At 61.3% G+C, this 12,278-nt stretch carries 13 protein-coding genes; 5 read left to right on the top strand and 8 right to left on the bottom strand.

Translation table 11 applies throughout. The annotated features are described in order from the left end of the window. Positions 1-76: 76 nt before the first annotated feature. From yidC to Q1A91_RS02450, 5 genes are read left to right on the top strand one after another with little or no spacing between them, the layout of a single operon-like run. On the top strand, positions 77-1,924 hold the full coding sequence (gene yidC, locus Q1A91_RS02430) for a membrane protein insertase YidC (RefSeq protein ID WP_299872300.1): 1,848 nt from the start codon (positions 77-79) through the stop codon (positions 1,922-1,924). Positions 1,925-1,928: 4 nt separating this feature from the next. Then, positions 1,929-2,579, top strand: coding sequence for a ribosome biogenesis GTP-binding protein YihA/YsxC (gene yihA / locus Q1A91_RS02435; protein WP_299872303.1), 651 nt, complete (start codon positions 1,929-1,931; stop codon positions 2,577-2,579). 16 nt (positions 2,580-2,595) lie between these two features. Further along, the gene (argB, locus tag Q1A91_RS02440) at positions 2,596-3,459 is read left to right on the top strand and encodes an acetylglutamate kinase (RefSeq protein ID WP_299872306.1); all 864 of its coding nucleotides are present in this window, start codon (positions 2,596-2,598) and stop codon (positions 3,457-3,459) included. Further along, the gene (locus tag Q1A91_RS02445) at positions 3,459-4,109 is read left to right on the top strand and encodes a ferredoxin (RefSeq protein ID WP_299873672.1); all 651 of its coding nucleotides are present in this window, start codon (positions 3,459-3,461) and stop codon (positions 4,107-4,109) included. Before argB ends, Q1A91_RS02445 begins: the two co-directional genes overlap by 1 nt. Before the next feature lies 1 nt (position 4,110). After that, the gene (locus Q1A91_RS02450) at positions 4,111-4,605 is read left to right on the top strand and encodes a histidine phosphatase family protein (protein WP_299872309.1); all 495 of its coding nucleotides are present in this window, start codon (positions 4,111-4,113) and stop codon (positions 4,603-4,605) included. Positions 4,606-4,736: 131 nt separating this feature from the next. Here the strand turns inward: Q1A91_RS02450 and Q1A91_RS02455 are convergent, their stop codons facing one another. From Q1A91_RS02455 to crcB, 8 genes are all read right to left on the bottom strand, one after another. Then, positions 4,737-5,504 carry an amino acid ABC transporter ATP-binding protein gene (locus Q1A91_RS02455; RefSeq protein WP_299872312.1) on the bottom strand — a complete coding sequence of 256 codons (768 nt, stop codon included), beginning with the start codon at positions 5,502-5,504 and terminating at the stop codon, positions 4,737-4,739. Between the two features lie 31 nt (positions 5,505-5,535). Then, complete coding sequence (locus Q1A91_RS02460; protein WP_299872315.1) at positions 5,536-6,834, bottom strand: amino acid ABC transporter permease; 1,299 nt, start codon at positions 6,832-6,834, stop codon at positions 5,536-5,538. Position 6,835: 1 nt separating this feature from the next. Next, the gene (locus Q1A91_RS02465; RefSeq protein WP_299872318.1) at positions 6,836-8,074 is read right to left on the bottom strand and encodes an ABC transporter permease subunit; all 1,239 of its coding nucleotides are present in this window, start codon (positions 8,072-8,074) and stop codon (positions 6,836-6,838) included. A 138-nt stretch (positions 8,075-8,212) separates the two neighbouring features. Next, positions 8,213-9,229, bottom strand: a complete 1,017-nt coding sequence (locus Q1A91_RS02470; protein ID WP_299872321.1) for an amino acid ABC transporter substrate-binding protein — start codon at positions 9,227-9,229, stop codon at positions 8,213-8,215. A 191-nt stretch (positions 9,230-9,420) separates the two neighbouring features. Next, entirely contained in the window at positions 9,421-10,152 is a 732-nt protein-coding gene (locus tag Q1A91_RS02475) for an ATP12 family chaperone protein (protein ID WP_299872323.1), read from the bottom strand. Further along, complete coding sequence (locus tag Q1A91_RS02480; RefSeq protein WP_299872327.1) at positions 10,149-10,835, bottom strand: HAD-IA family hydrolase; 687 nt, start codon at positions 10,833-10,835, stop codon at positions 10,149-10,151. Before Q1A91_RS02480 ends, Q1A91_RS02475 begins: the two co-directional genes overlap by 4 nt. Next, complete coding sequence (locus Q1A91_RS02485; RefSeq protein ID WP_299872329.1) at positions 10,832-11,878, bottom strand: RluA family pseudouridine synthase; 1,047 nt, start codon at positions 11,876-11,878, stop codon at positions 10,832-10,834. Before Q1A91_RS02485 ends, Q1A91_RS02480 begins: the two co-directional genes overlap by 4 nt. Then, entirely contained in the window at positions 11,875-12,255 is a 381-nt protein-coding gene (gene crcB / locus Q1A91_RS02490; protein WP_299872332.1) for a fluoride efflux transporter CrcB, read from the bottom strand. Before crcB ends, Q1A91_RS02485 begins: the two co-directional genes overlap by 4 nt. Between the last annotated feature and the right edge of the window lie 23 nt (positions 12,256-12,278).

The raw sequence follows: 12,278 nt of genomic DNA on the forward strand, positions 1-12,278 counted from the left end.
CCGATTCCGCTTGACCTTTGCCGCTGCACTCTGTTGAACCGCACCACACATCTCATGACAGCAAATGGCGGTTTGAATGGACGACCAGAACAAGAATCTCATCCTTGCAACGGCGCTCAGCTTTGTCGTGATCCTGATCTGGTTCTTGCTGTTCCCGCCCCCCGCGCCGGACACACCGCTGGAGGGCACTGCGGAACAGTCAGCGGCGGAGACCGCCTCCGTCCCGGCAGCCCCTGCGACAGGCACCGCAACCGCCCCGGCTGACACCCCCACCGATGAAAGCGCAACAGCGCTGGAAGAGGCCGCGCGTGTCACCATCGAGACACCGCGCCTGACAGGCTCCATCTCCCTGCTGGGCGGGCGGATCGATGATCTGAAGCTCAAGGATTACCGCACCACCCGCCAGGATGACGCCCCCATCGTCACCATGCTGTCGCCTCAAGGCACCAATGACGCCTATTACGCCCTGCAAGGCTGGGCGGCGGGCAGCGGCATTGACGCAGAAGCCGTCCCCGGCCCCTCCACCACATGGACCCTCACCAGCGGCGATACGCTTGGCGTCGATGCGCCTATCACGTTGAGCTGGGACAATGGCGCAGGCCAGACCTTTACCCGCACGATCACCGTCGATGCGGACTACATGTTCTCGCTCACCCAGACGGTCACCAACGACGGCGAAGACCCGGTCACCCTGTCCCCCTATGGCATGATCGTGCAGCACACGGAGCCGGACGATCTTGAGAATTTCTTCATCCTGCACGAAGGCGCGGTTGCCGTCGCCAATGAAGAGCTTGCCGAAACCGATTGGGAAGACATTGCAGAGGCGGACATCAACGCCGAATGGGGCCGTCAGGCCATCGTGACCAAGGACGTCGCCTCCGGCTGGGTCGGCTTTACCGACCACTTCTGGCAGGCCATTCTGATCCCCGGCGCGGGCCAGAGCTTTGATCAGGCCCTCACCTATGACGCGCGCAGTGACATCTACCGCGCGATCACCCGCCTGCCGACACAGACCGTGGCCCCCGGCGCCAGCGCCGAAGTACAGACACAGCTTTTCGCCGGGGCCAAGGAATGGGCGATCCTGCGCGAATACGAAGCCGAAGGCGTGGTCAAATTCATCGACAGCATCGACTGGGGCTGGTTCGCTTTCCTCACCAAGCCGATCTTCTGGCTGCTGCATGAGCTCAACAAGCTGATTGGCAACATGGGTTGGGCCATCATTGGCCTCACGCTGATCATCAAGGCGGTGCTCTTCCCGCTGGCCTACAAATCCTACGTCTCCATGGCGAAGATGAAAGAGCTTCAGCCGCAGATGGAGAAGCTCAAGGAGCAGGCAGGCGACGACCGCCAGAAAATGCAGCAAGGCATGATGGAGCTCTACAAGAAGGAAAAGGTGAACCCCGCCGCGGGCTGTTTGCCGATCCTGTTGCAGATCCCGATCTTCTTCTCGCTCTACAAGGTGATTTTCGTCACGATCGAATTGCGCCATGCGCCCTTCTTCGGTCCGTTTCAGGACCTCTCCGCCCCGGATCCCACCTCGATCTTCAACCTCTTTGGCCTGCTGCCCTGGGCCGGCCCCGCGCCGGAGACCTTCATGGCGCTGATCTTCATCGGCATCCTGCCGCTGTTGCTGGGCATCTCCATGTGGCTCCAGCAAAAGCTGAACCCGGCGCCCACGGACCCGACGCAGCAGATGATCTTTGCCTGGATGCCCTGGGTGTTCATGTTCATGCTGGGCAGTTTCGCCAGCGGGCTGGTCGTCTACTGGATCGCCAACAACACGATCACCTTTACGCAGCAGTATCTGATCATGCGCAGCCAGGGCTACAAACCCGATCTGATGGGCAACATCACCAGCGGCTTCAAGCGCAAGCCAAAGGCGGATGCAGACGCCAAGGCCCCGGCCAAAAAGGGCGGCAAGTAATCCCATGCAACTGCCCTTCCCCCTGGCGGACGAACCGGATGCCGCCACGGCGGAGAAGGGTCGCTTGCTGTTTGCCGCCGAAAGCACCTTTGTCAAAGGCGTGGTGGCGATGGACGGCCTGCCGCCGCCTGACCGGATGGAGGTCTGCTTTGCCGGACGTTCCAACGTGGGCAAATCCACGCTGATCAATGCGCTGACAGGCACCAAGGCGCTGGCACGCGCCTCCAACACCCCCGGCCGCACGCAGGAAATCAACTTCTTCACCGCCGCCGACAGTCACTATCTGGTGGACCTGCCCGGATATGGCTATGCCAACGCCCCCTTGCCGGTCGTGCAGAGATGGCAACGGCTGCTCAAGCAATACCTGTCGGGCCGCCAGACCCTGCGCCGCGCCTTTGTTCTGATCGACGCGCGCCACGGGGTCAAAAAGGTCGATGAAGAGATCCTCAGCCTGCTCGACAGTTCAGCCGTCACCTTTCAGGCGGTGTTGACCAAAGCCGACAAGGTGAAAGAGAAAGAACGCGCCAAGGTGCTCGATCAGGTGCGCGGGGCGCTGTCCAAACATCCTGCGGCCTATCCGGAAATCATTGTGACCTCCTCGGAAAAAGGCTGGGGTATTCCCACCTTGCGTGCCATCATCGCCACGCTCGAATGACACTCAAGACCGACAGATGAGAAAACAAGACATGAACCGCGACTGGATCGCCACCGCGCAGACGCTGAGCCAGGCGCTGCCCTTCCTGCAACGCTACGCCGATGCGACGGTCGTCATCAAGCTGGGCGGCCACGCCATGGGCAGCGATGACGCGATGGCGGAATTCGCCCGCGACGTCACCTTGATGCGACAGGTTGGGGTACAGCCCGTGGTCGTGCATGGTGGCGGGCCGATGATCAACCAGATGCTGGACCGGTTGGGCATCACCTCTGATTTCGTGGACGGCAAACGTGTGACCGATACCGCCACCATCGAGGTGGTCGAAATGGTCCTGTCGGGGATCGTCAATGCACGGATTGTGCAGGCCATCACCGAACAGGGCGGGCGCGCCGTGGGGCTGTCCGGCAAGGACAGCGGCCTGATCATGTGCGAGGCAGAGAACCCGGCGCTGGGGCTTGTTGGCAAACCGTCCAAAGTGAACGCCAGCGTCCTGGACGATCTGGCAGAGAAGGGATTCATCCCCGTGATTGCGCCCCTCGGCATGGGCAGCGGGGGAGAGACCTTCAACATCAACGGCGACACCGCCGCCGGGGCCATCGCCGCAGCCCTACAGGCGGACCGCCTGTTGCTTCTTACGGATGTGGACGGTGTCAAGAATGACGCAGGCGAGGTACTGACCGAACTCACCGCAAGCCAGATCACCGAGATGGTCGCAGATGGCACCATCGCAGGCGGCATGATCCCCAAGACACAAACCGCGCTTGATGCGCTTGCAGGGGGGGTGCGGGCGGCTGTTATCCTCGATGGCCGCGCGCCCAACGCCTGCCTGCTGGAGCTGTTTACCGAACACGGTGCGGGCAGCATCATCCGCCGCGGATGATGTACCCGACGCTCGAACAGGAGGCCGCAGCGCGCAGCCTGACCATTCTGGGCGGCTTCCACCCCTCGGCTGAGGACAATGCACCACAGGGCTGCAAAACACTGCTGATGCTTGGCCCGGATGAGCCCGTTTTCTGGGATGCTTTCACGCAGAGCGCGGAATGGCAGGACGGACAGCCAGACCCAATGGACCGCTGGTCCACCCGCGTGGTCGGTGACTGGGCCGATGACCTGGGGGCAACGCCGCTTTATCCCTTTGGCGGCGCGCCGTTCCTGCCGTTCTTCAGCTGGGCGCTGCGCACCGGGCGCCTCCACGCCTCTCCCATCAATTTTCTGGTCCATGACCGTGCGGGGCTGTTTGTCTCCTTCCGGGGCGCGCTGGCACTGGCTGAGCATATTGACCTGCCCAAGGCTGGCCCTGCCCCCTGTGACAGCTGCGCGGAACAACCCTGCCGGACCGCTTGCCTGTCGGGGGCCTTGACGCCGGAAGGCTATGACGTGCCAACATGCCGTAGCTTTCTGGACACAGCGGAAGGCGCGATGAACCTGACATCGGGCTGTGCGGTGCGCCGGTCCTGCCCGGTGTCACAAGACTTTGGCCGATTGCCCGCACAATCGGCGTACCACATGCAACAGTTCAAAGGGGCCTGACATGAAACGCCTGATCCTGATGCGCCATGCGAAATCGGACTGGTCCGGCGCGTTGACCAGCGACCATGACCGCATGCTGAACCCCCGCGGGCGGCAGGGCGCGGCGGCATTGGGCGACTGGCTCCGCACAGCGGAATTGACCCCCGATGAGGTGCTCTGTTCCTCCGCTGCGCGCACGCGCGAAACCTTTGTGCGGCTGGATCTGCCTGAAGACATCGCCGCCCATTTTGAACGCGGCCTCTATCTGGCAAGTGAGGATCAGATCCTCGACCGGATCCAGCGCGCCAAAGGTGAGGTGGTGCTGGTCATCGGCCACAATCCCGGCATCGGATATTGCGCCGAACGCCTGCTGCCCGCGCCGCCGGACCATCCGCAATTTGGCAAATACCCCACTGGCGCTACGCTGGTGGCTGACTTTGAGATCGACCACTGGGCCGATGCACGCTGGCACAGTGCAAGCTGCGTCGATTTCGTCACCCCCCGCAACCTGACCTGACAACACGACAAACAGCAAGAAAGGGGAAGCGCGCCGCTCCCCCTTCCAAATGGTTCTAAAAACCTTGGGAGTGTGAGGGCAAACAGCCCTCACCCGCCGCCCCCCGTGGCGGCGGCCCGGCAGTTAACCTGTCAGTGACCCAGGATCTGGCTCAGGAACAGCTGCGTCCTTGGCGACTGCGGGTTGTTGAAGAACGCCTCTGGCTCGTTCTGCTCCACGATCTGGCCTTCGTCCATGAAGATCACCCGGTTCGCCACCTGACGGGCAAAACCCATCTCGTGGGTCACGCAGAGCATGGTCATGCCTTCTTCGGCAAGCTCGATCATCGTATCAAGCACTTCCTTGATCATCTCCGGGTCAAGCGCGGACGTGGGTTCATCGAACAGCATGATACGCGGACGCATGCACAGGGAACGCGCAATCGCCACCCGCTGCTGCTGACCACCCGAAAGCTGACCGGGATACTTGTTCGCCTGATCGGGGATCTTCACCTTCTCAAGGAAATGCATCGCCGTTTCCTCGGCTTCCTTCTTGGGCGTCTTGCGGACCCAGATCGGGGCCAGCGTGCAGTTCTCAAGGATCGTCAGATGCGGGAAGAGGTTGAAGTGCTGAAAGCACATGCCAACCTCTGAGCGGATCTTGTCGATGTTCTTGAGGTCAGACGACAACAGCGTGCCGTCCACCTCGATAGAGCCCTTCTGATGCTCCTCCAGCGCATTGATGCAGCGGATGAGCGTGGATTTACCCGAGCCAGACGGCCCGCAAATCACGATACGTTCGCCCTGATACACCGTCAGATCAATATCGCGCAGCACGTGGAACGCGCCGTACCACTTGTTCATCTGCTGGATAGAGATCGCGACCTCGTCGGAGACTTTCATTTGCGCAGTGTCGGCCATAAGTTCAGCCCTTTCCTAAAAAGACGCTTGTTCAGCGATGATCAGTCGCAAGACGGCGTTCGAGCCACTGCGAGTATTGAGAGATGGAGTAGCAGACGACAAAGAAGACCACGCAGGCAAAGCCCAGCAGTTCCCAATAGACGCCGTTCCAATCGGTGGAGGCCAGGATCGGACCGCGGATCATGCCCAGAATGTCGAACATGGAGATAACCGACACGAGGGTTGTATCCTTGAACAGACCCACCGCGATGTTCACGATCCCCGGAATGGAGATCTTGAGCGCCTGCGGCAGGATGATCAGCCGCATGGCTTGCGGATAATCAAGTCCAAGGCTGTCGGCCGCCTCATATTGCCCCTTGGGCAGCGCGGCGAGGCCCCCGCGGATCACCTCGGCGATATAGGCCGAGGAGAACATGGTGATCATGATCACCACACGCAGGAACAGATCCACACCGGAGCCGGGTGGGAAGAAATACGCCAGCATCACGTTTGCCACGAACAGCAATGTGATCAGCGGCACACCCCGGATAAACTCGATGAAGATCACACAGATCCACTTGATCAGCGGCATGGAACTTTGCCGCCCCAGCGCCAGCGCGATGCCCAGCGGCAGCGACAGCGACACGCAGGTCAGCCCCAGCATCATGTTGAGCATATAGCCCCCCAGATCCCGCGAGGGCACCGCTTCGAGCAGAGGCTGCTCTGGCGCAAGCATCGGCGTGATGTAGCCGGTCACGATCCAGACCACGACCGCCGCGAAGACACCCCCGAAAAAGCCCACGGCAAAGCTCTGCGTGACAAAACGCGCATAGACCAGATAGCCCGCAACAAAGCCCAGCAGGGCGAAAAGCGGGGTCCAGATTGTCCCACCCCAGATCAGCCAATAGGCCACAAACGGGAAGAGCGCAGTGATGATCAGCAGCTTGCGCGGCAGGTCAAAGAAAAGCACCGGCGCAAGAGCCGCAAACATCAGCAGGAAGGCCGTCAGCGGACGCCAGTATTGATCGACCGGATACTTGAAGCCGAACAGCAGCTGGTTCCAGCGTTCCGTCAGAACCGAAAAACAGGCGCCGACCGTACCATCAAGCACCTCGCGGCACTCCGCCAGTGAGTTGGTGTTCCAGACGCCGTTGAAGATCCACGGCATCGTACCGGCCAGGATCAGGTAGATCACGTAAATCGACGCAATCGTCAGCAGCGCGTTGGGCCAGGTTGCAAAAAGGTTGTCACGCATCCATTTGACGATCCCTGACGCATTGGCAGGGGCCGGCGAAGGCGGGATGGCGGTTTCGCGCACAAAGGCAACGGACTGTGCAGGTGTGTCTGACATCTCAGCGCTCCTTCAGCTTCATGGCGTTGTTGTAGACGTTCATCCCTGCGGAGATCAGCAGCGAGATGACAAGATAGAACAGCATCAACAGAAGCACGCATTCAATCGCCCGGCCCGTCTGGTTCAGGGTGATCCCGCCCAGCGTCGCGGTGATGTCGGCATAGCCCACCGCAATGGCCAGAGAGGAGTTCTTGGTGATGTTCAGGTACTGCGAAATCAACGGCGGGATGATCACCCGCAACGCCTGTGGCAGCACCACAAGGCTCATCACCCGGTTGCCACGCAGCCCCAGGGCAGAAGCGGCTTCGGTCTGGCCTTTGCTGACCGCCTGAATGCCTGCGCGCACGTTTTCCGCGATGAAGGCACCGGTGTAGATCGACAGGGCAAACCACAAGGCAATCAGCGGTCCACCAATCTTGATCCCCCCCTGAAAGTTGAAGCCCTTGAGCGCGGGAATGTCCCAGCTGAGGCCAAGGATGAACAACAACACGATCAGCGGCACAAACCAGATCGCGAGATTGGTCCAGAGCGTATTGGGCCGGATCCCCGTATCAGCCTGAATGGCATTGGCACGGTTGGTCATGAATCGCGCGCTGAAATACGAGGCAACCAGCACTCCGATCACCAGCAGCCAATTGACCACGCTGCCTTCCTCTCCGCCGATACCGCGGGTGAAATAGGGTCCGGGGATGTAGACACCGCGGTTGGTGAAGGCAAACAGGTCCATCAACATCGACGAGGTGGCAGCGTCCCCCCTGAACGCACGGGGACCGGGCATCACCGCCGTCATGATGGTGAAGATGATGATGATCCAGATCAACACAGGGATATTGCGGAAGATCTCGACATAAAACGCCATGAGCTTGCTGACGAGCCAGTTGTTGGACAGACGCAGGACCCCGGCCAGCACGCCAAAGATCGTGGCCGTGATACAGGCCAGAAAGGCGACAAGCAGCGTATTGAGAATGCCGACAATGGCCGCGCGCAGGTTGCTCGACTGGCTGTTGTAGTCAACCAGTGTCTGGTTGATGTCATATCCCGCGGGTGCCCCCAGGAAGTCGAACGAGATGTTCAACCCGGCAGCACGCAGGTTCGCGGTGAGGTTTGAATACAGATAGAAGAGCGCAAGCGCCAAGATGAGCGCGGCAATCGCTTGCAGCGTCATCGACCGGTAACGGGTGTCGTTCAACAGCATGGATAGCCGGAACGTACCCCCTTGAGGGTCGGGTATGGTCGTCATCAGATATATCCCTGTGTGGCCGGGCGTTGATTTTTATCAGCGCCTTGAGGCGCCCGTCCCGGCTTGGTTGTCCCCGCAAAAGGGGCCGTCGTGAGGCGCAAAGGGCGCGACATGTATCGCGCCCTTTGACTGATGTGTTTAGCGGAAGGGGGGGCTGTAGAGCAGGCCGCCTTCTGTCCACTGTGCGTTCAGTCCACGGGCCAGACCGATGGGTGTGTCTTCGCCGATGTTCTTGGCAAAGATTTCACCGTAGTTGCCCTGAGTCTCGATCGCGCGCTTGAATGCGTCCGCGTCCAGACCCAGCATCGCGCCAAGGCCACCTTCGGAACCCAGAAGACGAGAGACTTCGGGGTTGTTGCCGGCACTTGCCATCTCACCAACGTTGGCGGAGGTCACACCCAGCTCTTCGGCTGTGATCAATGCGTTCAGGGTCCAACGGACCACATCGCCCCAGTCGTTGTCGCCGTGACGGACCAGTGGGCCCAGCGGCTCTTTGGAGATGATCTCTGGCAGCAGAACGTGGTCGCCAGGATTTTCAAACGCAGCACGTGTCGCGGCCAGGCCGGACGCGTCTGTGGTGTAAACGTCGCAGGCACCGGCAAGGTACTGCTGCTGCGCTTCGGCGTTTGTCTCGATTGGCACGGGCTCATAGCTGATGTTGTTGGAGCGGAAGAAATCCGCCAGGTTCAGCTCTGTTGTTGTGCCGGTCTGGATGCAGACAGTCGCGCCGTCCAGTTCCTTGGCGGAGGACACACCCAGTTCCTTTGGAACCATGAAGCCCTGACCGTCATAGTAGTTCACACCGACGAAATCGAACTTCAGGTCGACGTCGCGGGAGAATGTCCAGGTGGTGTTACGTGCGAGCATGTCGATCTCGCCGGAAGCCAGCGCGGTGAAGCGTGTCTTGCCGGTTGTGGGAACGAATTCGACAGCCGTCGCATCGCCCAGCGCTGCCGCAGCAACCGCGCGGCAAACCGAAACGTCAAAGCCCTTCCATTCGCCATTGGCGTCTGGTGCCGCAAAACCGATAAGGCCTGTGGTCACACCACAGTTCAGTTTGCCGCGTTCTTTCACGTCATCCAGTGTACCAGCAGCTGCGGCACCCGCCGCGAGACCGGCTGCTGTCATAGCACCGAAAAATACAGATTTTTTCATTTCAACCTCTTCCTGATTGTCCGCCACGTTGATGGGCGGTTCTTATGGAGCCATTTTGGCTGCCATAGGTGATACTGGCGGGATCGCTCCCCGACAGTGGGCAATATGTGTGCGGATTCCCCGTCGAAGGTCAAGAGGCTGACCCTCAGAATCGGTCCCGAAATGCCTCAACTCAGGGTAAAGCAACCCAATCAGGCGTTCGGGTCGCAGGTTTCGGGCTGTGATAGCGCAAACATTCGGCTCGCATGCAGAAAAGCCGCGCGGCGAAGGGCAGATTGCGCCTCGGCTTCCTCGTCCCTGCCCCATTGCTCGGCCTGCCAGATCTCATCCAGCCGTGACATGTCCCACAGCGCATCGCTGTCGCGCGCGCCCAATGCCGCTGCAAAGCCAAGAACCAATGACCCCGACAGGCTCACCAGATCATGGAATGCCGCCAGCTCAAACACGCCCAGCTGATGTGTGCGCAGGGACAGAACCTCAAGCGCTGCGGGGTCTTGCGGGGCGTGAATCACCCCCACGCGCGGCTCCAGTCGTGCCCCCAACGTGGTCGCCGCCCACTCCAGCATGGGATCCCAGACCTCCGCCTGCCGCGCCACCAGTTCCGCAGGGCCTTCCGCGCGGTAGCACAACAGATCACTGTCCCCATAGGCCGCGAGCATATCGGCCACTTCCCCATGCTGGACCGTCACCTTGTCGAGCGCCGCATTCGCGGTTTTGGTCGCTGGCATGGTATGCGGTTTGATCACGTCTTCCTGGGCATCCCACTCCTGCGCAACCACGCGGGCCATGGCGGCAGACGGCAGGATCAACAGCTGCTTGGCCGGAGTGCGGACGGGACGGCCATCAAGTTCCACCGTGAAACCGCCCTGCGCGGGCACAACAGCCGCAGATTTCCAGAACCGTTTGGCTTTCCAGTCGCTCATACCCTTTGCCCCCAAACCTGATCCAACGCGGGATGCAGCGCATCAAAGCCGTCAATCACCAGCCGCGCCTGGGCGCCAAGCCGCGCGCGGTCGTGATAGCCCCAACTGACGCCAATCCCGGCCACACCCGCACTTGCCGCCATCTCCATATCGAAACTTGTATCCCCCACCACAACCGCATCCGCTGCCGCAACGCCGGTATCAGACAGCGCCGCCAGGATCATGGAAGGATGTGGTTTTGACGGATGAAAATCCGCACAATGCTGGGTGACAAACAGGCCGTCCAACCCGTGCCCGTCGATCAGCTTGTCCAGCCCGCGCCGAGACTTGCCCGTGGCCACACCCAGCAGCACCTCTGGAATGGCATGCAGCGCCTCCAGCGTTTCCCGCGCGCCGGGGTAAAGGGGCGAGGACTTTGCCACCCCGCCCTGCGCCCTGAGCATCACATAGGCGTCCTTGTACCCATCAACCATCCGCCGATGCGTGGCCGCATCCGCCTCCGGCACCAGCGCGGGAAAGATCACCTCAAGCGACAGGCCCACCATTGCCAACAGATCCGCGCGCGGTGGCAACGGCAGGCCAACGGCCTCAAAGGCCACCGCCATCGCGGCAAGGATATCCCCCTGGCTGTCCACCAGCGTGCCATCCACATCAAAGATCACCAGCCGCAGGGGTGCGCTCATTGCAGACTCTCGAAAGGATCATCAGCCGCCAGATCTTCTGTCCACCCGAAGGTGTCCCAACTGTGTGCCATATGGTCGGGCAGTTCAGCCGTGACTGTGATCACCTTGCGGGTCTCAGGATGCTCAAACCGCATCATGCGCGCGTGCAGATGCAGCTTCTTGCTGATCACCCCGCCCAGTTGCGCGCCCCAGCCATCCCCCATGTTGTCCTGCCCGGAGCCGCCGTATTTGCCGTCCCCCGCAATCGGATGCCCGATCTCTGCCATATGCGCGCGCAGCTGGTGCGTCCGCCCGGTGACAGGTTCCAGCGCCACCCAGGCCGCACGGGACGCCACCCGAAACAGCGTCGCATAGAGCGTATGCGCGCGTTTTGCACCCGGCGTGTCATCCATGTCGCGCGGATGCACGGCGATCATCTTCTCGCCCTCCCCGCTGCGCCCATGGCCGCCTGCCTTGACCAGACCATAGCGGATCTCACCCAGATAGGGCGTCGGGACACCGGCGACCAACGCCCAGTAGATCTTGCGCGTCTCCCGGTGCCGCATCGCCGCGGTCAGCGCCTTGGCGGCCATGCGTGTCCGCGCCAGCAGCAGCACGCCCGAGGTATCCTTGTCCAACCGGTGCACCAGCCGGGGCTTCTCCTCAAAGTCGAACATCAGCGCCGCAGACAAAGCATCCACATGCCGTTCTGACTGGCCCGAGCCGCCCTGCACCGCCAGACCGGGCGGCTTGTTCAGCGCAATCACGTGGTCGTCCTTGTAGATCACACAAGCCCGGATCATCCTGGCATCCGCATCCGACACGGTTGCCCGTTTCGTTGGCGGTGGGGCGGCGTCATCGGGCAGCGGCGGAATGCGCACCTGCTGGCCCACCTCGACGCGCGTCGCGCCCTTGACCCGGCCCCCATCAACGCGGATCTCTCCCTTGCGACACATCTTGTCGATGCGCCCCTGCGGGATCTGCGGGAAGCGGCGCTTGAACCAACGGTCCAGCCGCTGATCGCCCTCATCCTCTGCCACTGTCACTGTCTGAACCCGGCTCATGCAAATACCCCGCGCGCCATCCAAAGGCCTGCCATCAGACCCGCAATCGACAGCCCCACTGACAAGGCCACATAAAGTCCCGCGGCACCGATCTGGCCCCGCTCCATCAATGTCACCGTCTCAAGCGAAAACGCCGAAAAGGTGGTAAAGCCCCCCAGCACACCCGTCATCACAAAAGGGCTCAGATGCGTGAGCCCCTTCTGCGCGGCAGCCACCACAAAGACCCCCATCAGGAACGACCCCACCACATTGACCGTGATGATCGCCAGCGGGAAATCCTGCGGCCCCAGCAGACGCAGCAGACCGACCCCCATGAGGAACCGGCATGCAGCACCAATGGCACCGCCCAAGGCGACAAGAAGAACTGTTGAAATCATGTGCGGTCTGTCAGCCCTTGGCC

Source organism: uncultured Sulfitobacter sp. (assembly GCF_947500075.1).
GTDB lineage: Bacteria > Pseudomonadota > Alphaproteobacteria > Rhodobacterales > Rhodobacteraceae > Sulfitobacter.

Bases quoted from the DNA above. Each gene is read 5' to 3' on its own strand.
- yidC (WP_299872300.1), top strand. From the start codon at position 77: ATGGACGACCAGAACAAGAATCTCATCCTTGCAACGGCGCTCAGCTTT.
- yihA (WP_299872303.1), top strand. From the start codon at position 1,929: ATGCAACTGCCCTTCCCCCTGGCGGACGAACCGGATGCCGCCACGGCG.
- argB (WP_299872306.1), top strand. From the start codon at position 2,596: ATGAGAAAACAAGACATGAACCGCGACTGGATCGCCACCGCGCAGACG.
- Q1A91_RS02445 (WP_299873672.1), top strand. From the start codon at position 3,459: ATGTACCCGACGCTCGAACAGGAGGCCGCAGCGCGCAGCCTGACCATT.
- Q1A91_RS02450 (WP_299872309.1), top strand. From the start codon at position 4,111: ATGAAACGCCTGATCCTGATGCGCCATGCGAAATCGGACTGGTCCGGC.
- Q1A91_RS02455 (WP_299872312.1), bottom strand. From the start codon at position 5,504: ATGGCCGACACTGCGCAAATGAAAGTCTCCGACGAGGTCGCGATCTCT.
- Q1A91_RS02460 (WP_299872315.1), bottom strand. From the start codon at position 6,834: ATGTCAGACACACCTGCACAGTCCGTTGCCTTTGTGCGCGAAACCGCC.
- Q1A91_RS02465 (WP_299872318.1), bottom strand. From the start codon at position 8,074: ATGACGACCATACCCGACCCTCAAGGGGGTACGTTCCGGCTATCCATG.
- Q1A91_RS02470 (WP_299872321.1), bottom strand. From the start codon at position 9,229: ATGAAAAAATCTGTATTTTTCGGTGCTATGACAGCAGCCGGTCTCGCG.
- Q1A91_RS02475 (WP_299872323.1), bottom strand. From the start codon at position 10,152: ATGAGCGACTGGAAAGCCAAACGGTTCTGGAAATCTGCGGCTGTTGTG.
- Q1A91_RS02480 (WP_299872327.1), bottom strand. From the start codon at position 10,835: ATGAGCGCACCCCTGCGGCTGGTGATCTTTGATGTGGATGGCACGCTG.
- Q1A91_RS02485 (WP_299872329.1), bottom strand. From the start codon at position 11,878: ATGAGCCGGGTTCAGACAGTGACAGTGGCAGAGGATGAGGGCGATCAG.
- crcB (WP_299872332.1), bottom strand. From the start codon at position 12,255: ATGATTTCAACAGTTCTTCTTGTCGCCTTGGGCGGTGCCATTGGTGCT.